The organism is Ensifer sp. Root558 (genome assembly GCF_001427045.1).
GTDB classification, from domain to species: Bacteria; Pseudomonadota; Alphaproteobacteria; order Rhizobiales; family Rhizobiaceae; genus Ensifer; species Ensifer adhaerens.
Genome location: NZ_LMGC01000001.1, coordinates 920978 through 939288, shown reverse-complemented (window position 1 = coordinate 939288; position 18311 = coordinate 920978). Strand labels below are relative to the sequence as shown.

Annotated in this window: 17 protein-coding genes and 4 pseudogenes; 12 read left to right on the top strand and 9 right to left on the bottom strand. The window is 59.0% G+C overall.

What is annotated here, in order from left to right; genetic code table 11:
- Positions 1-45: 45 nt before the first annotated feature.
- The 3 genes from ASD63_RS04610 to ASD63_RS04600 all read right to left on the bottom strand — a co-directional run bounded on the left by ASD63_RS04610 (position 46) and on the right by ASD63_RS04600 (position 3138).
- Positions 46-795 (bottom strand): SDR family oxidoreductase, encoded by a 750-nt coding sequence (locus ASD63_RS04610; RefSeq protein WP_034799834.1) that lies wholly within the window; start codon positions 793-795, stop codon positions 46-48.
- 146 nt (positions 796-941) lie between these two features.
- Entirely contained in the window at positions 942-1871 is a 930-nt protein-coding gene (locus tag ASD63_RS04605) for an AraC family transcriptional regulator (protein ID WP_034799832.1), read from the bottom strand.
- A gap of 292 nt (positions 1872-2163) precedes the next feature.
- The gene (locus ASD63_RS04600) at positions 2164-3138 is read right to left on the bottom strand and encodes an MBL fold metallo-hydrolase (RefSeq protein WP_034799830.1); all 975 of its coding nucleotides are present in this window, start codon (positions 3136-3138) and stop codon (positions 2164-2166) included.
- A gap of 98 nt (positions 3139-3236) precedes the next feature.
- Here ASD63_RS04600 and ASD63_RS04595 point away from each other — a divergent pair, with 98 nt between their 5' ends.
- Positions 3237-4214: a LysR family transcriptional regulator gene (locus ASD63_RS04595; RefSeq protein WP_034799910.1), complete on the top strand. Its 978-nt coding sequence runs from the start codon at positions 3237-3239 to the stop codon at positions 4212-4214.
- A 516-nt stretch (positions 4215-4730) separates the two neighbouring features.
- Here ASD63_RS04595 and ASD63_RS34875 read toward each other — a convergent pair.
- Both ASD63_RS34875 and ASD63_RS04590 read right to left on the bottom strand, forming a co-directional pair.
- Positions 4731-4877: pseudogene (locus tag ASD63_RS34875) on the bottom strand (IS1595 family transposase); the annotation flags it as partial.
- A 245-nt stretch (positions 4878-5122) separates the two neighbouring features.
- Positions 5123-6022, bottom strand: coding sequence for a LysR family transcriptional regulator (locus ASD63_RS04590; RefSeq protein ID WP_034799828.1), 900 nt, complete (start codon positions 6020-6022; stop codon positions 5123-5125).
- A 95-nt stretch (positions 6023-6117) separates the two neighbouring features.
- Between ASD63_RS04590 and ASD63_RS04585 the strand changes: the two genes are divergently transcribed.
- Complete coding sequence (locus tag ASD63_RS04585; RefSeq protein ID WP_034799826.1) at positions 6118-6438, top strand: nuclear transport factor 2 family protein; 321 nt, start codon at positions 6118-6120, stop codon at positions 6436-6438.
- Positions 6438-7217, top strand: a complete 780-nt coding sequence (locus tag ASD63_RS04580; RefSeq protein ID WP_034799824.1) for an SDR family oxidoreductase — start codon at positions 6438-6440, stop codon at positions 7215-7217. The genes ASD63_RS04585 and ASD63_RS04580 overlap by 1 nt, the downstream gene beginning before the upstream one ends.
- Before the next feature lie 19 nt (positions 7218-7236).
- On the opposite strand, the gene ASD63_RS04575 is transcribed toward ASD63_RS04580, so the two are convergent.
- Positions 7237-7704: a MarR family transcriptional regulator gene (locus ASD63_RS04575; protein ID WP_034799823.1), complete on the bottom strand. Its 468-nt coding sequence runs from the start codon at positions 7702-7704 to the stop codon at positions 7237-7239.
- 142 nt (positions 7705-7846) lie between these two features.
- Here ASD63_RS04575 and ASD63_RS04570 point away from each other — a divergent pair, with 142 nt between their 5' ends.
- The gene (locus ASD63_RS04570; RefSeq protein ID WP_060528811.1) at positions 7847-8629 is read left to right on the top strand and encodes an alpha/beta hydrolase; all 783 of its coding nucleotides are present in this window, start codon (positions 7847-7849) and stop codon (positions 8627-8629) included.
- Positions 8630-8849: 220 nt separating this feature from the next.
- Positions 8850-10457, top strand: a complete 1608-nt coding sequence (locus ASD63_RS04565; RefSeq protein ID WP_234798897.1) for a GMC family oxidoreductase — start codon at positions 8850-8852, stop codon at positions 10455-10457.
- Positions 10458-10837: 380 nt separating this feature from the next.
- Here the strand turns inward: ASD63_RS04565 and ASD63_RS04560 are convergent, their stop codons facing one another.
- Entirely contained in the window at positions 10838-12013 is a 1176-nt protein-coding gene (locus ASD63_RS04560) for an MFS transporter (RefSeq protein WP_034799817.1), read from the bottom strand.
- A 46-nt stretch (positions 12014-12059) separates the two neighbouring features.
- On the opposite strand from ASD63_RS04560, the gene ASD63_RS04555 reads away from it, so the two are divergent.
- The 4 genes and pseudogenes from ASD63_RS04555 to ASD63_RS33895 form a co-directional block, all read left to right on the top strand.
- Positions 12060-12677: a helix-turn-helix domain-containing protein gene (locus ASD63_RS04555; RefSeq protein ID WP_234798859.1), complete on the top strand. Its 618-nt coding sequence runs from the start codon at positions 12060-12062 to the stop codon at positions 12675-12677.
- 90 nt (positions 12678-12767) lie between these two features.
- Positions 12768-12863, top strand: a pseudogene (locus tag ASD63_RS36705) (transcriptional regulator); the annotation flags it as partial.
- Positions 12864-13235: 372 nt separating this feature from the next.
- Positions 13236-13414 (top strand): annotated as a pseudogene (locus ASD63_RS04545) (transposase); the annotation flags it as partial.
- An 18-nt stretch (positions 13415-13432) separates the two neighbouring features.
- A pseudogene (locus tag ASD63_RS33895) lies at positions 13433-13766 on the top strand (exodeoxyribonuclease III); the annotation flags it as partial.
- An 8-nt stretch (positions 13767-13774) separates the two neighbouring features.
- Here the strand turns inward: ASD63_RS33895 and ASD63_RS04540 are convergent.
- Positions 13775-14650 (bottom strand): hypothetical protein, encoded by an 876-nt coding sequence (locus ASD63_RS04540; protein WP_034799908.1) that lies wholly within the window; start codon positions 14648-14650, stop codon positions 13775-13777.
- Between the two features lie 423 nt (positions 14651-15073).
- On the opposite strand from ASD63_RS04540, the gene ASD63_RS04535 reads away from it, so the two are divergent.
- From ASD63_RS04535 to ligD, 3 genes are read left to right on the top strand one after another with little or no spacing between them, the layout of a single operon-like run.
- Entirely contained in the window at positions 15074-15979 is a 906-nt protein-coding gene (locus tag ASD63_RS04535; protein ID WP_034799814.1) for a Ku protein, read from the top strand.
- An 11-nt stretch (positions 15980-15990) separates the two neighbouring features.
- On the top strand, positions 15991-16803 hold the full coding sequence (locus tag ASD63_RS04530; protein ID WP_060528810.1) for a Ku protein: 813 nt from the start codon (positions 15991-15993) through the stop codon (positions 16801-16803).
- Between the two features lie 55 nt (positions 16804-16858).
- Positions 16859-17917, top strand: coding sequence for a non-homologous end-joining DNA ligase (ligD, locus tag ASD63_RS04525; RefSeq protein ID WP_060528809.1), 1059 nt, complete (start codon positions 16859-16861; stop codon positions 17915-17917).
- Positions 17918-17923: 6 nt separating this feature from the next.
- Here ligD and ASD63_RS04520 read toward each other — a convergent pair whose 3' ends face one another.
- Positions 17924-18301 (bottom strand): DUF4112 domain-containing protein, encoded by a 378-nt coding sequence (locus ASD63_RS04520; protein ID WP_060528808.1) that lies wholly within the window; start codon positions 18299-18301, stop codon positions 17924-17926.
- Positions 18302-18311 lie beyond the last annotated feature (10 nt).

Here is an 18311-nt window from a genome sequence, read left to right as displayed (position 1 = left end):
GTGAAGAGGGCCCCACCCTTGGGCAGGGCCCGTTAGGACAGTCGCTTACCAGCCCTGCTCAACCGGCAGGACAAACAGCTCAGCGACGTCGACATGCGCCGGAGCCTGGGCGGCGAAGACGATGGTGTCGCCAATGTCCTCGCCCTGAAGGAAAGTCATCTGGCTGGCCAGCTCATCCATCTGCTTGCGGTAGCCCGGATCGGTGATGTGGTCGTAGAGCTCGGTGGCAACAGCGCCTGGCTGAATGCAGGTCACGCGGATGTTGTGCTTCTGGCCAACTTCCATGCGCAGTCCGTCGGAGAAGGCCGTGACCGCGTGTTTCGTGGCGCAGTAGACCGAAAGACCCTTGAAGACCTTGCGGCCCGCGATCGAGGACATGTTGAAGATGTGGCCCGAATGCTGCTTGATCATCTGGGGCAGAACGGCAGCCGTCGTGTTGAGCACGCCCTTTACGTTCACGTCCACCATCCGGTGCCATTCGTCGACCTTGAACTGGTCGATGTCCGAGAGTGGCATCAGGCCGGCATTGTTGACCAGGATATCGATCGAGCCGTAGGTTTCGACAAGCTTTTTGACGCCGGTTTCGATCGCGCTCGGATCAACGACATCCATCTCGATCACCAGAGCCTCGCCGCCCTTCGCTTCAATCCGCTGCTTCAGGTCTTCGAGTTTTTCGGTCCGGCGAGCGGCGATGCCGACTTTCGCGCCGGCTTCGGCGAGCTTCACGGCGGTAGCGGCGCCAATGCCACTCGACGCGCCAGTTACCAATGCGATCTTTCCGTTGAGGTTGGCCATTGTCTTCACTCCTTGTCTTTGAAGCCCACCACCGCGGTGGGCGTTTCGTTTCGACAAGGAGGAACCTAAGCGTTTCACGCCGGCCCTTCTCACGGGGCCTTGCGCGACCTGTCGCGATCTTGCTCAAATCGCAGACGGATGAAAAATCATCCTCGACGATAGTGGCTCGGCGGCAGACCTGTCTCGCGGCGGAAGACCTGCGCAAAGTGACTCGGGCTCGAATAGCCAACCGACAGGCCAATCTCGATGATGCTCGTCTCAGTTTCCTGGAGCAGCTGCTGTGCCTTGGCGACGCGCTGGCGAATGAAGTAGCGGGAGGGCGAAAGGCCGGTTGCTTTCTTAAACAGTCGGCTGAAATGAAACTCGCTCATGCCTACCGTAACGGCGAGCTGCGCCAGGTTGAACGGGTCAGCCAGGTGCGCTTCGAGATAAGCCATGGCGCGCCGAAGCTTAAAGCCTGGCAGAGCCGTCTGCCGATTGTCTTGCCGATCCTCCGTTACGTAGTTGCGGATCAGGTGCACCGTGAGACTTTGAGCCAATCCTTGCACGAACAATTGGCTGCCTTTGCCTTCAGCGGCAAGTTCCTGATGGATCAAGGCCAATAGATGCGAGAGCTGCTCATCTTTCCCGCCGGAGACGTCGAGCAGCACGGGCGGCCCATCGCCGCCAAGCACCTCTTTGGCGACGCGCTCAAACAGAGGAACCGACAAATACAGATGCATCACCTGAAAGGGCGCCGTCCCAGTCGAACGCCAGCGCATTTCGTAAGGCGTCGGGGAACGGGTCAGGAAGAAGTCTCCGACCGACACGATATTGGATACCCAATCGCCGCCGAGTTCGCGCTCTTCGACATTCGCTTCGCCCGACATAACCCAGACGATCAGCGGTTCCGCAACAGCTGGGACAAGAAACGCTTCCTGCTTGTCGCGGCGGGAATACACCTGAACGAACAGGTCGTTCCACGCCGGGCCATCGCCACTGACAAGCGTCCTGCCCGCGATGTATTGCTCGAGGCCGAGCGGCGAGGTCCGCTCAGGTGGAGCAGCCGCCTCTTCCCGGTCTTGCGCGCCCTGCAAGGAGGGCCCCTTCGATGACCCTCCTTTCGAAAGGACCTCGCGAGAGATTTCTTCCGGCTCTTCCAAATTGACGACCTCCAGGCGAGTGTGCGCGCGCCAGGCTCCGTTTAATCACATCCGGATCGCCCCGTCGTCACCTCTTGATGATCCGATGGCTAAATTGCTTTAGCGGGCAAGCCAAAAACGGCCGTTCTGCGGGCATCGAGGCGCGCAATATCCGGCCACTTCTCGCCTGGGAGATCGACAGTGATCGCTGCGGATGGCGAACCATTCCATGCGTTCGGTCGAGGGTTCAGTAAACCGCCCGGTATACCAACGGCACCCAGTCGTAATTGTCCGCATCGCGGCGAACATGCCCGATCCCAGGAAAAGCATGATGCGCACCGGCGACCAGATAGCGCCCGTCTGCCGCCTCAGCAAAAGCCGTCGCGCGGGTTGCTGCGGCGGCGTTCTGGTCGACATCAAATGCGACCGTGACATCCGGATGGTCATATTGCAGCACGTCGCCATGGGCGACATCGCCCCAAAACACGATCTTTTCCCCCTCGCTCTCGACAATGATACCACTGTGACCGGGCGTGTGGCCCGCAAGCAGAACAGATGCAAAACCAGAAATGGGTGCGCCATTGTCATCGAACGTTTCGAGCTTCTCGGCATCGACATAGGGTCCGAGGCACCTTTCGGCCTGGGCGATCTGAGGCCCAAGTACCTGATCGGCTTTCGCTTTAGCATCTGCCTTCAGCCAGAATTCCGCTTCCCGTCGGTTGACGTGCAGAATGGCGTTTTTGTAGACGCGGTCACCGCCCGAAACCAGTCCGCCTGAATGGTCGGCGTGGATGTGAGTTAAAATGACGTCGTCGATTTCAGAGGGCTTGTAGCCCGATGCTTCGATATTCGATACGAGCTTGCCCAGCGCGGGACCCATTAGGTCGCCTGTGCCGGCATCCACCAGCACGAGGCGCTCGCCGGTGTTGATCAGATAGGCATTCACGGAAACTTCTGCCGCGCCCGATTGAAACCGGTCGGTCAAATAGGTGTCGATCTCGTTCTGGGACATGTTCTGGTAGATCTTCGACATCGGCAGTTTTACCGTTCCGTCGGAAAGCGCCGTGATCTCGTAGTTGCCGAGCTTTATCCGATAAAATCCCGCCGCCTGCGCGCCGATCATCGGGGCCTTGGCGAAGCTGGTGGCAGGGAGACCGACCACGGTCCCGGCTGCCGCGCCAAATACGGCTGTATTGATGAGAAAAGAACGACGAGTTTGCATGAAAGGCTCCGGATGTACGCGAGGTGGCAAAAGCGGCCTTGAACTGACCTGGAGAGTAAATATGTACCGTGACATCAACGCGCAAATCGATGCAGGTCATGACAACTATCGATCATTTCAATCTTCGCTCTTTCGATCTCAACCTTCTTGTCGCCTTTGACGCATTGATGGCTGAGGGGAGCGTGACCAAGGCCGCACGGCGTCTGAAAATCCAGCAGCCGGCGATGAGCCATTCTCTTTCGACGCTGCGCGTGCTGTTGCAGGATGAGCTCTTTATACGCGTTGGCCCAACCATGCAGCCGACTGCGCGAGCGCAAAGCCTGGCGGTTCCGATAAGAAAGGCGTTAAGGCAGGCGCAACTGGCGTTGACGGGAGGCGCGGAATTCAATCCCTCTACGGAAGAGCGCGTGTTCCGGATCGCCATGTCCCCGGAAATTGAGCTGCTGCTCATTCCAGATTTGACCGCCAGGCTGCGGCGCCTGGCTCCAGGGATCAAACTCCTAGCGCGAGTGTTTCCGCATGAGGCGGTCGAGCCTTCCTTGGAGGATGGATCGATCGATCTCGCGGTTGGGTGCACCTACACCGTCACCAGCCGCCGGTCGTCCGAGAAGCTGTATGACACCGGGGTGTCGTGCTGTTTCAATGCGGATCTCATGACCCTCAGCAACCCCGTTGGCCTTACTGAGTATCTTTCAGCTGAGCATTCCACCATATCCCAGAACGAGACGCTGCAGGGGTGCATCAAAGATGCCCTGGAAATCGCCGGCGTCGATATCAATGTCGTTGCTGCAGCCCCCGGGTACATGTCTGTTCTTTCGGCCGCGCAACTCAGCCCCGTAATCGCCACCGTCCCGACAAGGATCGCGGAACGCTACGGGCCTCTGTTGGGCTTGGAGGTCAGCCCACTGCCGGTGTCACTCACTTTCCCTGCGGTGAACATGGTTTGGGCGAAACATGCCGACACTGATCCAGCGAATGGCTGGCTTCGCCAGCAGATACGCGAGAGTTTTGCCCGCACAGGCCTTACCGAAGCGATCGCCGAACAAGAACCAGGTTCGAGTCTGGTGTTCGCCTGACCACTGATCACGGTGGCGAAGTCCGGTACGGGTGTGTCTAACCCTTTTCCAAGCGCGGCTTGAGCGTTCAAGCGACTGGCGACTTGCCGGAAAGACGCAGCAACGGCTCCAAATCTTTCCAATAGAAAACCAATATACGTGAGGCAACGCTAAATTAACCAAAACGCTGCAATTTTTGGTTGGTCGCCATCGTTCGTTCACGCACATCCCCGCTGGCACTCAGAGCCGCAGCCACGGAGCAAGTTTGCGGTTCTGCCAATTTATCTCATGGCGCCAGCGCGGTTCTGGCGGGAGGATGACAATGATGGGAAAGGTAATACGCGCCGCAGCAATCGTGCTGCTGATCATCTCAGCCACCGTTCTGATCTGGGTGATTTTGTCGCTCACGTGAGCGGAGCTGATGACGGTAGTGATCTCGCTCGCAGACGGTCGCGATTAAACGATGTCCGTGACTGCGCGCGGCGGCGCAGAGGCGTGGACTGCGAAAGCGCGGCACCTTCCTTCGATACAAGGTCCCTATAAACCAAAGACCGCGACCGCTGATTTGACGATGATCCCACCATCCGGACTTCTGCGCATATGTGGACGGCCCGTCGCGGCGCGAAAGATCTGCAGCAATTGCAGCGCTGGCGGCACTTACCACATGGTTTTCATGCGTTCCCTGGACGCGCTTTTAGTAGCCCGAAGCGGACAATCAATTCGTTACGCAGGGACGCGGTTTTGCGCGCCATTTCGGTTGTCCAGGCTAATCGAACGAGATCCTAGAAGCCGAGGGTCTGCCTTCCGCTCATTCCTTGCGGAATGGCAGATCAGTGACCTACTGGCCGCGAACCGGTCATTCACGCCTTGCAAATCTGTCCGCTTGGAGCGTTGAAGAGACAAGCAAAGCTCTTCCACTGGCGGTTCAATTAGCTCACTCTCGCGAGCTCACGCGCAAGTTCCAAGAACGCCCTAACCCCGGCTGACAGATGTCGGCGCCCAGGGTAGTAAAGGCAAAGCCCCGGATACGGTGGCGTCCAGTCTTCCAGTACACGGACGACGCGCCCCGCCTCAATGTCCGGGAAAATGTCTTGCTCGAAGATGTAGGCTATACCGGCGCTTTCCAGGACAGCGGTTCTCGTGAGGCTAGCCTCGTCCAGCGATATCGGGCCGCGTGCATCGATTTGCACCTGCTCCCCGTCCTTCTCGAAACGCCACCGAAACAGGGAGCCATCGGGGAGGCGAACGCGAATGCATCGATGGCTGAGGAGGTCGGGAGGGACCACCGGCTTCCCATGCCTCTCGAAGTATTCAGGAGACCCAACCACAGCATGTCGCTGAGGCCGGCCGAGCGAAACTGCAATCATGTCGCTGGGAACGAGGCCCGCAACCCTGACTCCCAGATCAAACCCGTCCTTGACGATATCGACCATCTTTCCTTCAGTTACAATATCGACATTCATGTCGGGATAGCGGCGCAGGAACTCAAGCACGAGCGGCGAGATGATTGCGCGCGCCGCGAAGGGCGCCGCGTTGATCCGTATTGTTCCGGAAGGTGTCTCACGTTGCGCCCGCACCGAATCCAAGGCGGCATAGAGATCTTGAAGCGAGGGCGCCACCTGCTGCACAAAGAGCCTGCCGGCATCCGTCAGCGACACGCTGCGTGTGGTGCGGTTGAATAATCGCACCCCAAGCTCCGCCTCAAGCCTGCCTATTGTGTGGCTCAACGCTGTCGTAGACATGCCAAGATCAATGGCCGCTGCGCGGAATGTGCCGCGCCGGGCAATAGCGATTACCGCTTCAAGTTCCTTCAGGTTGGCTTGTTCCATTGTCCCGATCTGTTCATTGCTGCATGCCGGTTTATCCCACTTATTTACGCAATGGTCGAGCGCTACTATCGGGTTAGCCAATGAGGAGAACCACAATGGATATGCCCGATATCGTGAACATGTACTTTGACGCTGACAGCGGCAGCAACGCGGATGCGCTGTCGGAGACCTTTGCGATCGAAGCCGTTGTCGAAGATGAGGGATCGCGCCATCAAGGCGTGGTCGCTATCCGTGAATGGTGGGTGGCTGCGAAGGAGGCGACGCAGTACGTTTCTGAACCGTTCGAATCCACCGTTGACGGCAACAAAGTGCTCGTCCCCGCCAAAGTTGGCGGCCAGTTTCCCGGCAGTCCGGTGACGCTCTCATATGCCTTCACCATCAAGGACGGCAAGATCGCCTGGCTGGAGATCCGGTGATGACAGACTTTCTCAACCTGAGAGGCAAGCGAGCCCTCATTACTGCTGGAACCAAGGGCGCCGGGGCTGCGACCGTCAGCCTGTTTCGGGACCTCGGCGCGCAGGTGTTGACGACCGCGCGGACGCGTCCTGAGAACCTGCCGGAAGAATTGTTTGTCGAGGCCGAGCTCACGACTGAAGAGGGGTGCGCGGCCGTCGCGGACGTTACGCGTCAACGTCTCGGCAACGTCGATATCATCGTTCATATGCTGGGTGGTTCCGCAGCAGCTGGCGGTGGCTTTGGGGCGCTAACTGATGCCGAGTGGTACAACGAAATGTCTCTCAATCTTTTTCCCGCTGTTCGACTGGATCGCGAACTGGTTCCAGACATGGTCGAACGGGGAACCGGTGTGGTTGTGCATGTCACGTCCATCCAAAGATTGCTACCTCTCCCGGAAGCGACCACGGCTTATGCCGCAGCAAAGGCGGCACTCTCGACTTATAGCAAGGCCATGTCCAAGGAGGTATCGCCCAAGGGCGTCCGCGTCGTGCGAGTGTCTCCGGGTTGGATCGAAACGGAAGCGTCCGTTCACTTGGCCCAGCGCTTGGCGTACAAGGCGGGTACGGATCTTGAGGGTGGCAAGAAGATCATCATGGATAGTTTGGGCGGCATACCTCTCGGGCGCCCTGCCAAACCGACGGAAGTGGCAAATCTGATTGCCTTCCTGGCATCGGACCGCGCTGCATCGATCACAGGTACCGAATACACCATCGATGGAGGAACTGTGCCGACAGCCTAGATCGAGACGCCTTCGCAGATCAAGCGGGCGCGTCCCATCCGCCGATCTGTGAATAGATGGCGTCGCGGAGATGCCGGACATCGCGATTCAAGGATGCCAACTCCTGGGGCGTCTGTGTAGAGGCTGCGAGCAATGTGTCGCTGAGGCAGCCGGCCCGGTGCTGCAACGTGCGTCCCTCGTTCGTCAATGCAACGACAACCTGCCGCTCATTGCTCAGATTTCGTGTCCGTCGCAGCAAGCCTGATGCTTCCAGCCGCTTTAGAAGCGGCGTAAGCGTGCTGGATTCCAGAGCGAGGGTATGGGCGATGGCACCAACCGTCTGCTCGTCTTCGCGCCAGAGAACGTTGAGCACGAGGTACTGCGGATAGGTCAAACCCAACTCGTCAAGCACTTGCTTGTAGGCACGCTGGATAGCGATGCCAGCGGTGTAGATTGCGTAGCAGAGCTGATCGCTGAGCGGCGGCGGGTCGTTATGTCGTTTCGTCATTTTGAGCTCCTGTCGGCGCAGAATTAGCAAAAAGTACTGCAAAAAACAATATTGCGATAAATTTTGTTGACACGAAGAATGAAAACTGACAGGCATTATTTATCGCGATAAGAGTTATCGCATGCATCAAGAGGAGAGAGCCATGACCACCAGGACCGTATTGGCCACCGTCGCAGCCGTAGCCGCAATATCCGCCCCAGTGCCTGCGAACGCTGCGGACACGATCCCTGCTAACCAGGCCGTGAAGAACGTCGTACTCGTTCACGGTGCTTTCGCCGATGGTTCCGGCTGGAGGGCCGTCTACGACAATCTCACGAAGCGTGGATATCGTGTCACCATCGTCCAGAATCCGTTGACCTCCCTCGAAGACGACGTTGCCGCCACCAAGCGTGCACTTGAGCGGCAAGATGGACCGGCCATTCTGGTAGGCCATTCATGGGGTGGAACAGTCATTACGGAAGCCGGCATTGATACAAAGGCCGCGGGACTGGTTTACGTCTCCGCGCTCTCACCGGACGCAGGCGAGACGACGGCCCAGCAGTATGAAGGTTTTGCCCCGGCATCTGAATTCGTCATCGAAACCACGAAAGATGGATTTGGGTACGTTAACCCTGGGAAATTCAAGGCTGGATTTGCACATGACGCCAGCGACACCGACGTCGCGTTCATGCGGGATTCGCAGGTCCCAATCAACATGTCGGCGTTTGCCACGAAGCTGGAGAATGCTGCTTGGCGAACCAAGCCAAGCTGGGCCGTCATCGCCACAGAGGACAAAGCATTTGACCAAGCCATGCTGGTCCATATGGCAGAGCGGATTAAAGCCAAGATCACCAAGGTCGCAGCAAGCCACGCTCTGTTCATGACGCAGCCAACGGTGGTCGCGGACACCATCGACGAAGCGGCGAAAACTGTTTCGGCGCAGTAAGTATGGTCGTTCGAGCTTTATCATCGGGACAGGCATTCCTGTTCCGATGATCGGATGCTGGAATGTCCTCACCTCCCATCACACTTACAGGCCGTATGTAAAAACGTCGATCTCCGATTGAGATCGATTGCATCTCGGATGCCAATAGCGCTCGCGGCCAACTTGCAATTTCAGCCCACCAATTCACAAAGGTAACCCCGTGGATCAGAATACGCATGACATAAACCGACGTGAAAATCCGGCGCCACGACATCCTGAGGTCCCAGCCGATTTTGACTTCATAGTATGTGGAGCCGGATCCAGTGGTTCCGTCGTTGCCGCCCGACTGGCAGAATGCGGAAACGCCAGCGTCTTGCTTCTTGAGGCTGGGGGAGACGATACGGCCGAGTCCGTTGTAAACCCGTCGCAATGGCCACTCAATCTCGGTACGAACCGTGACTGGGGTTTCGTTGGAGAGCCGGCGCCTGAGCTCTACGGGAGGCGGCTTCCTCTCAGCATGGGGAAGGGACTGGGTGGTGGTTCGAGCATCAATGTTATGGTCTGGGCGCGAGGCCACAAGGAAGACTGGAATCATTTCGCGGCTGAAGCGGGCGATGAAGCCTGGGGTTATGAATCGGTTCTCGGCTACTATCGGCGGATTGAAGACTGGCGCGGCACACCGGATGCGCTACGCCGCGGGGCTGGAGGACCGGTGTATGTCGCCCAGCCACGTTCGCCACAACCAATCGCAGAGGCTCTGTTGAACGCTGCATCGGCGATGGGCATTCCGGTTTTCGACACTCCGAACGGCGAACTGATGGAAAGTCCCGGAGGTGCATCGATCGCAGAACTGCGCATCCGGGATGGCAAGCGGGAGTCCGTATTCGGATCTTATGTTCGTCCGCTCATGTCGCTACCGAACCTTACGGTCGTAACCGAGGCGTTGGTCACGCGCCTCATCTTCGATGGCAAACGGGCGACAGGCGTTGAGGCTCTCGTCAACGGACAGCGGCGTGCGTTCACTGCGCGATGCGAAACGGTATTGTCGCTGGGTGCGATCAATACGCCAAAGGTGCTGATGCAGTCAGGCATTGGCCCGAAGGACGAACTGAAAGCTCACGGGATATCTGTCGTGCAGCATCTCCCGGGTGTGGGTCGAAATCATCAAGATCATCTCGCGTTCGGCTGCACCTGGGCATATAGAAAGCCGGAAGGCGTCGGCGGGGGAGGCTGCGAAGCAAAACTCTATTGGAAAAGCGACTCCCGCCTCTCTCAACCGGACATTCTGCAGTGCCAGTTGGAGTTCGCCGTTCCTTCGCCGACAGAAACAGGTCTGGAAACCCCGGCGCATGGCTGGACGATGTTTTCAGGGCTTGCGCAGCCGAAAAGCCGTGGCCGGCTGAGGCTCTCCGGCCCCAATACAAACAACCCTATCCTGATTGAACCAAATTCTCTCAGTCAGCCGGAAGACATGGCTGCCGCCTTGGCGGCGGTTGAGCTGTGTCGCGAACTCGGAAATGGCGACGCCTTCACGCCGCTGGTCACGAGCGAGGCAGCTCCAGGCACACGCGACCGGGCAGGGATGATCGATTTCATCCGAAAGTCCGCTGTCACTTACTGGCACCAGTCCTGCACGGCCAAAATGGGACGCGACAGCATGTCCGTGGTCAATAACGAGCTCAAGGTCTACGGTATTGAAAGTCTTCGTATCGCAGATGCCTCGATCATGCCGCGTATCACCACGGGAAACACGATGGCACCGTGTGTCGTCATCGGAGAGCGCGCAGGCGATTTGATCAGGAAGACGCATGGTCTTGCTGACTTGAGTGGTGTCGCTCCATTCGCCTGAAGATGCTTTACAAGAGCTCGGCGGTCCGCACACACTGGCGTGCCGAGCTCTTTGCGCCCCTCTTCGGTCAACCGTTCGGCGTATTTCAAGACCTTCCACGAGCAGCTCAATAGACGAGCGCTTACAGAGTTGTGCTCTGCATCGGCAGCGTCGGGCGCCAACGCCAGTCGTCGAGGTCGATAGAGCTTCGCCCCGAAAACAGCCAGTCAACCATTGCATAATCAACCAAGGCAGCCCCGGGCCCGGAGCTCGGCGAAAGCAACGCCTTACCTTTCTCACGATCAGACCATGCGATGCCTGATGGATTCACCCAGACATATCATCTCGCCACGCATCACTCACACACGCCTCTATCGCGCGCATGCCTGTGGCGCGCCTGTTCACGGTGTCGCCAGACCGAGCTCTATCTCAGAACCTTTTCGTATCTGCCAATTCGCCACCTGCGCTATGACAAAGGCCACACCGACGAAGAGACCGCCTATTAGGCCGAGTTGATGGCGTTCAAGCACCGTGATGCCAGCCGCCCCAATGAGACCGGCAGCCGATACGCCGACATAAAGGGCAGCCGAATTCAGACCCAGCAAGAGCGACGCCGATGCGGGAGACAAACTGATCAACCGGTGCTGTTGGGGAACCAACAAGCCCCAACCGCAAATGCCCCAGACAACCAGAGCCAGGGCAGAACTCCAAAGGTCCGCACTGCTCCACGGCATCAATGCGAAGTTCGCCACGGCGATCGCAAGCGAGCCGTTGACAATCATCCGATTGCCGAACCGATCGGTAAAGTATCCGGCTGCCAGGTTGCCAGCGGTGGCTGCGATACCCCAAAGGAGCAGAAGTGCGGCCAAGACCTCGGGCCTTCCACCGGTCGCGCGATCGAAGGTCACTCCGAGATACGTGTAAACCGCAAAGAATCCTGAATACGCCACTAGTGTGGTCAAAAGGGTGAGCGCCACGCGAATGTCTTTGAGTGGACCAAGGCGCGCGCGCAACGATACTGCCGGCAAGGGGGGGACAGCCGGCAACAGCACGTAGACGCCAATAGTAGCGACGGCCCCAACGACAGTGACAAACCACATGGTGGCGCGCCAATCACCCAGCCCGCCAATAAATGTTCCAAGCGGAGATCCCAGGGCGGTCGCACCGGACAACCCGGCCACCACGATTGCTAGTGCACGCGCGCGTTTCTCCGCCGGCACAAGTGAGGCGGCTGTCGCCGTCGCCGTTGGGCTGAACATCGCTGCGCCGAGCCCCGCCACGAAACGGCTCGCCAACACCCATTCGATGGTCGGTGCAATGGCTGTGACGAGATTACCGATGACGAACACCGCCAAGCCGGCGAGGAGAAGTCGCTTTCGCGGCCAGTGAGCCGCCGCCGCGGCGATGACCGGCGAAAGCACGGCGAAACTCAACGCATAGACGGTGACCATTTGCCCAGCGACTGCGATTGAGACGCCGAGGGATTGCGTCACCTCAGGAAGAATTCCGGCGATTACGAAACTGTCTGTACCAATGGCGAACATGCCGACGGCAAGCACGAGCAAACGACGATCCATTGTGGTGGTCCTTAATCCGCGGCATCAGCCGCTGCGCAAAAGTTTCATGTTAAAACTTACCAGAAAAGTTGCACGACGCAACTGTTCTGGCTATATTGCTGGAATGCAACGCAAAGCCTTCAGTGAAATGAACTGCTCGATTGCCCGCGCCCTCGATGAAGTAGGCGAGTGGTGGAGCCTATTGATTATCCGGGAGTGCTTCTTTGGAACCACGCGTTTCGATCAATTTCAGGAACGCCTGGGCATCGCCCGGAATATACTGACGACGCGCTTGAGGCGGCTCATCGCGAACGGTGTCGTCGAAAGAGTTTCACTTGAAGAACATGGGCGACGGGAGGGGTATCGCCTCACCGCCAAGGGCGAGGAGCTTTTTCCGGTGCTGGTTTCGTTGCAACAGTGGGGCGACAAATGGGCCGTTGGAGAAAAGGGGCCGCCGATCCGAATGGTTGAACACGAGACAGATAGTTTGCTTGGACCTGTGGGCCCGATCTCGTCAACCGGGCGCATAATTAGTTTTCGTGACGTCCGCCTCGAGATGGGTCCAGGCGGAGGGCCGTCTACCGCAAAACGAATAGCGGACCGAAATCTCGCTATTCTCGGAGTGGCCGATGGAGCGTCCACCGCCGACAAATCGGTGGAACTTGACTCAAAAAGCACCTCGTGAGCGGGCAACCCCTCCCCGTGATTTTGGTGGCCAATGTTTTGATGTGCCAATAATAACATGGCGTGCGTTAGTGGCGCGTGCTTTAACGAAGACCGCCAGCGGGAAATCAATCTGGATCAGATTCGAAAGCTCAGCAAGGAATGGAACATTCCGGCTGGTTCGCTGATCGGCGACGTCGCTGCTTAAGGAATCCCACAGCTTCCGCAGTTGAAACGGTCCCGCGCCCTGTCCTCCAGGCGGGTGACCTCCTTGATGCGATCGATCGCGCCCGCATCTTCGAACCTGAGCATGTTTGGGAACAAAGCCGGCGCGAGCGCCAAACAGCGATCGCAAGAATGATCGTCAAGAGCACGAACATCGTCTGATATGAGAGATCGATCAGGCTCACGGAGCGCGGATCGAGCACCAGCGCGATGATGTCAGCATCACTGAACCCGCCGTCGGTGGCGCCCGGCATCCGGGCGAACGAAGACGCGCGGTGGATGCACGAGAGGTGACCTTGCCCCGTTGAAATAATCCATTTTGAAGTAAGCTCTGGCCCATTGAGAGGACCAGGGAATGGAGCGCAATCGTTTCACAGACGAACAGAACATCGGGATTCTGAAGGAGCACGAGGCGGGCACGCCGGTCGCGGAGCTTTGCCGCAGGCACGGCGTCAGCGATGCCAGCATCTATAAGTGGAAAGCCAAGTCGGCGGCATGGAGCTGTCCGAAGCCAAGCGGCTGAAGACGCTGGAGGTCCGTGGCAAACCGACCATGCCGACGGTATTGGACGTCTACGCACCGTCACGCTGGCGCGACGACGCGCTGTTCCGGCCGGAAGTCCGGAAAGCCTTATGCCGATCTCCTCGCCCAAGGCTGGACCGACGCCATCCGCCATATTCATCCGAAGGAACGCATCTACACCTTCTGGAAATACTGGCGCAGCGCCTGTGAGCGCGATGCGGGCCTGCGTATCGACCATATTCTCCTCAGCCCGGCGCTCGCGCCCTGGCTCAGCAAGGCGAGTGTCCCACGTAGCCCTCGTGGCTTGGAGCACACCACCGGCCATGGGTCGGTCATCATCGAGATCGAACCACCATCGGATTGAAGTCAGGCCTAAGCCTTTTGTCTGGCCCTGCGTTCGCGCGCCTTGGCGGTCAGCCGCGCCTCGCGCAGTTCCTCAAGAGTCGGCAGCCACCAGCCGCGCCGGCGCTCACGCTCTTCCGGCGCCCTTTTCGAGGGCCAGGTCTGCACCAGCTCCTCCAGCGAAGGCGTCCGCCATAGGCCCCAAACGTGATCCCCGGCGATGTGTGGATAAAGGTCGGCAACCTCATGGCAATCGACCAGCTCGCCGGTTATGTCTCCAACTACGACGATCCCGTAGAGCGGCGTCGCAAGCGGCCGACCTATCGGGGGCAAATCATCGACGGCAAGTGGGATGCGCCGGCGCTTGCGCTCGACCGCCCGGCGGCGGGACAGTCTTTCCTCGTAGGTTCCCTTGCGCGCCTCGGCGCGCTTGCGTTTTTCTTCAGGCTCATTTCGCTGCGCTTCCGCCTCGATAGCCCCCCAGCGATCGACAAGATCATCATAGGAAGCGAATGGCACCCGCCACACCTTATGCTCGCCATCCCAACGGGCAAATGGAACCTGGCGGATTTCGTCGACCAGTTTGCGTGAAAAAGGCGTCCGGATGCGAAACCCGTCCTTGTCGACGTTGAGGTAGGGGCTGAGGATCGGCTCGAACGCATAAGCATCCCTGCCCTTTCCCTCTGCGTGTGGATCGACGCGGAATTCTTCCCTGGCCAGCCAGCGATCGATGCGCCGGCGCGCGGTCGTGCCGGGGACGATCCAGGCCTTTCGCCGGTCGCTCCAGCGGGCGCGTGGAAAAGCCTCGCGAAACCGCTGCACGGTCATACGGTCGAACGGAAATGCGACCGACACGCACTCGCCAGCCCCTTTGTCCTCATGATCAATCTCGACATCGTCGGCCATCGCATCACCCGTCGCTACGACAGAGGGCGGCCCGCGCGCCAATGCTTCCTATGCCAATCTCCGAGACCGCCTTGCCGGGCTTTGCCTCAGTCTTCGCCTTTGTGCGCTGATCGGCGAACGGGGACCCGGTTCACATCGATACTTTCCTTGAACTGGCGTTTCCCGCGGCGCCGAATATAGCGCCTATCGGTTCTGCTATCGACGAATTCACGTTTCGTCATGACATCTCCCTTCCAGTTGTGGCTTCGGAAGAACGCACGCCGCCCCGAAAAGATGCAGCGAATCAGCGGCATGGTCGAGACTGGTTAAAAAGGGCGCCAACGCATGCCTAAGTTATTGATTTTCGATTCCTTTCGAGTCGGAACAAATTCGCTCGTGATTCGCTTGACTCGCTTTGGTTGCGTCGAGTCGGGAGTTTAAAAGATGGCCGGTCATCGTGCCCAGTGGAAGGGCTTCATCAAATTCGGCGAGGTCAGTTGCGCAGTCGGCCTCTACACGGCCGCCAGCACCTCGGCACGCATCGCGTTTCACACCATCAACCGCCGCACCGGCAATCGCGTTAACCGTGTCTTCGTCGATAGCGACACCGGCAAGGAGGTCGAGCGGGAGGATCAGACAAAGGGCTTCGAGATCGAAAACGGCCACTACATCATGATCGATCCGGAGGAGGTGGCCGCTACCGTTCCGGACAGCGACAAGACCCTGCAGATCGAAGCCTTCATTCCCTGCTCCGACGTTGACGACGTCTATTTCGACAAACCCTACTATCTCGTGCCGACCGACCGGGTTTCGTCAGACGCCTTTACCGCGCTGCGCGATGCAATGGAGAAGTCGCAGGTCGCTGCGATCGCGCGCACGGTCCTGTTTCGTCGCATACGCACACTCTTGATCCGCACCCACGGCAAAGGCCTGATCGCCACCACGATGCAGTATGACTACGAAGTCCGCTCATCACAGAAGGCGTTTGAGGAGGTGCCGAAGCTGCGGATCAAAGGTGAGATGCTGGATCTTGCCAAGCACATCATCGCTACAAAGAAAGGAACCTTCGACCCGGCCGCGTTCGACGATCGTTACGAGACGGCGGTCGCTGAGCTGGTGAAGGCGAAAATTGAAGGCAAGGCCTTGCCGAAGCGAAAGGAGGTCAAGGTCTCCAAACCGGACGACCTACTGGCCGCCCTACGCGAAAGCGCGAAGATGCTGAAGGCCGGCGGCGATCAACTGACGCGACCCGCCGCCAATGCCAACAAGGGCGCCGGGCGCAAGCCGGCGTCGCGCGCCGCGGCCTCGAAATCGCGCGGCTCGACGTCCGGACAGCGTAAAGCCGGCTGACGAGCACGATCATGGCGCCGCGCCCATACTGGAAAGGCTATCTGAAGCTCTCGCTCGTCACCTGCCCGGTCTCGATGTCGCCAGCAACGTCGGAGAGCGAAAAAGTCAGGTTTCACACGCTCAACAAAGAGACCGGAAATCGCGTCGTCTCCCAATTTGTCGACGCGGTCACGCGCAAACCGCTGAAGGATGAGGACGAGATAAAGGGCTATCCCCGCGGCGAGAACGACTTTGTGCTCCTCACGGACGACGAACTGGATGCCGTCGCGCTCGACACCGTCAAAACCATTGACATCGACAAGTTCGTCCCGAGCAACAGCATCGAGTGGATCTATCTCGAAAAGCCGCACTATCTTGTGCCCGACGATCCCGTCGGCCATGAGGCCTTCGCGGTCATTCGCGACGCCATGGCGTCCGACAAGGTGCTCGGCATTTCGAAACTCGTCATCGGCCGGCGCGAGCGGGCAGTCGTGCTCGAACCGCGCGGCGAAGGTATCGTGCTCTGGACACTACGCTTCGGCGACGAGGTCCGGCCAGAAGAGTCCTATTTCGAGGATATCGACGATGCATCGGACCCTGATCTTATTCCCCTTGTCGAGAAATTCATCAAGCAGCACACCAAGACCTGGTCCCCGGACATGGTTTCCGACCCCGTGCAGGACGCTCTCCTCGACATTATCGCGAAAAAGAAGAAGGGGCTGAGGCCCTTGAAGAAGGGCAAGGCCAAGGAAGAGACCGGCGCGGCTGGCAGCAACGTCATCGACATCATGGACGCTCTTCGCCAGAGTTTGGCGGCGAGCGGAAAAGGAAAGCGCTCATCCTGAAAACTTCACGGAAGGCACTTATGTTCGTATTCTCTCTTGCGCATGATGGATCGCCATGAAAGCGAAGCGCCGATCGGCCATACCCTTGCTCGATGACTCCCGTACTGCGCTCCAGTCGCGGCCGGTCCGCCGACGCAATCGCGACCAGCCCACTCTGCCCTTCGATCCGATGCCCGGCCGCATCGAGCCGTGCCTGGCGCTTCTGCGGCCGACGCCGCCGGAAGGACCGGAATGGCTCTACGAAATCAAATGGGACGGGTATCGCCTCGCCATCCACATCGAACCGAAGGGTGTTAGGATCATCACGCGCGGCGGCCACGACTGGACCGATCGCTTTCCACGGATCGCGGAAGCCGCGAAGAGGCTCGACGTCGGGACCGCCATCCTCGATGGCGAGGCCGTGGTCCTCAACAAGGAGGGCCATGCGGACTTCGGGGCGCTGCAACGCTCGCTCGGGGGCCGCGGCGGCAAGCGCGCCTCGACGGAGGCGGTCTTTGTCGCATTCGATCTTCTCTATTTTGATGGCCACGATCTGACGAAGACGGAGCTTTCGGTTCGCCGGCATCTGCTTACGGATTTCCTCGACGGCGCAAGCGGCGCGGTGCAGCTGTCGGAAGAAGCGCACGGTGATGGCGTCGAGCTGCTGGCAAATGCATGTTCGATGGGGCTGGAAGGCATTGTTGCCAAGCACCGCGAGCGGCCATACAGGTCGGGACGAACAGGCGACTGGATCAAGGTCAAATGCGTTCAAAGTGAGAGCTTCATGATCGTCGGCTATGAGCAGTCCGCTGCAGCGCGTAGCGGGATCGGCAGCCTTCTGCTTGCCGCCCGGCGGGGCGATAGCTGGGTGTCGGTGGGTTCTGTCGGGACCGGGTTCAAGGCGAAGGATGCCGAATACCTGCGCAAAACATTGGACAAGCTGAAGACGAAGAAACCGGTCGTGCCAGTCAAGGGCAAGAATTACGTGTTCGCGCTGCCGACGCTGATCGCCGAGATCGAGTTCCGCGGCTGGACGGTCGAGGGAAATCTGCGCCACGCCTCCTATAAAGGCTTGCGCGAAATCCAGGACAATGCCGCGGTGTTCGATATCGCCACGCTTGGAGACCGCAGCTGACCGGCGTTACCGATCGAGGTCAGCGTGGTCGAGGCCCAAGTGGTCCAGCACGAGTTGCAGATTGCGGCGGTTGGACTTGAAATAGATATCTAAGACATCGCCGAGCACCGGCACGCTTCCTGCGACCGTGTCGAAGCCGACATTGACAAGCATCTTCACCAGCTTGTCATTTGGCACGCCGAGACGGCGCGCCTCGTTTACGATGACGAGGCTGATAGCCGCCGCTGCGAAATCGCCCACGCCTGGGATGAGACCAAGAACCGAGTCCGCGCCCACCGATACGCGCGTGCCGGGAATGCGGAGCGCCGTGTCCATCAACCGTACCAGGCCGCGGATGCGCCGAAGGCGGATCAGGTGCTCGATGGGGACAGTGTGATTTTTCATGCGTCCTATG

Excerpts from the sequence above, each read along its gene's own strand:
- ASD63_RS04610 (WP_034799834.1), bottom strand. The coding sequence starts at position 795 with ATGGCCAACCTCAACGGAAAGATCGCATTGGTAACTGGCGCGTCGAGT.
- ASD63_RS04600 (WP_034799830.1), bottom strand. The coding sequence starts at position 3,138 with ATGCAAACTCGTCGTTCTTTTCTCATCAATACAGCCGTATTTGGCGCG.
- ASD63_RS04595 (WP_034799910.1), top strand. The coding sequence starts at position 3,237 with ATGACAACTATCGATCATTTCAATCTTCGCTCTTTCGATCTCAACCTT.
- ASD63_RS04590 (WP_034799828.1), bottom strand. The coding sequence starts at position 6,022 with ATGGAACAAGCCAACCTGAAGGAACTTGAAGCGGTAATCGCTATTGCC.
- ASD63_RS04585 (WP_034799826.1), top strand. The coding sequence starts at position 6,118 with ATGGATATGCCCGATATCGTGAACATGTACTTTGACGCTGACAGCGGC.
- ASD63_RS04580 (WP_034799824.1), top strand. The coding sequence starts at position 6,438 with ATGACAGACTTTCTCAACCTGAGAGGCAAGCGAGCCCTCATTACTGCT.
- ASD63_RS04575 (WP_034799823.1), bottom strand. The coding sequence starts at position 7,704 with ATGACGAAACGACATAACGACCCGCCGCCGCTCAGCGATCAGCTCTGC.
- ASD63_RS04570 (WP_060528811.1), top strand. The coding sequence starts at position 7,847 with ATGACCACCAGGACCGTATTGGCCACCGTCGCAGCCGTAGCCGCAATA.
- ASD63_RS04560 (WP_034799817.1), bottom strand. The coding sequence starts at position 12,013 with ATGGATCGTCGTTTGCTCGTGCTTGCCGTCGGCATGTTCGCCATTGGT.
- ASD63_RS04555 (WP_234798859.1), top strand. The coding sequence starts at position 12,060 with ATGTTAAAACTTACCAGAAAAGTTGCACGACGCAACTGTTCTGGCTAT.
- ASD63_RS04540 (WP_034799908.1), bottom strand. The coding sequence starts at position 14,650 with ATGGCCGACGATGTCGAGATTGATCATGAGGACAAAGGGGCTGGCGAG.
- ASD63_RS04535 (WP_034799814.1), top strand. The coding sequence starts at position 15,074 with ATGGCCGGTCATCGTGCCCAGTGGAAGGGCTTCATCAAATTCGGCGAG.
- ASD63_RS04530 (WP_060528810.1), top strand. The coding sequence starts at position 15,991 with ATGGCGCCGCGCCCATACTGGAAAGGCTATCTGAAGCTCTCGCTCGTC.
- ligD (WP_060528809.1), top strand. The coding sequence starts at position 16,859 with ATGAAAGCGAAGCGCCGATCGGCCATACCCTTGCTCGATGACTCCCGT.
- ASD63_RS04520 (WP_060528808.1), bottom strand. The coding sequence starts at position 18,301 with ATGAAAAATCACACTGTCCCCATCGAGCACCTGATCCGCCTTCGGCGC.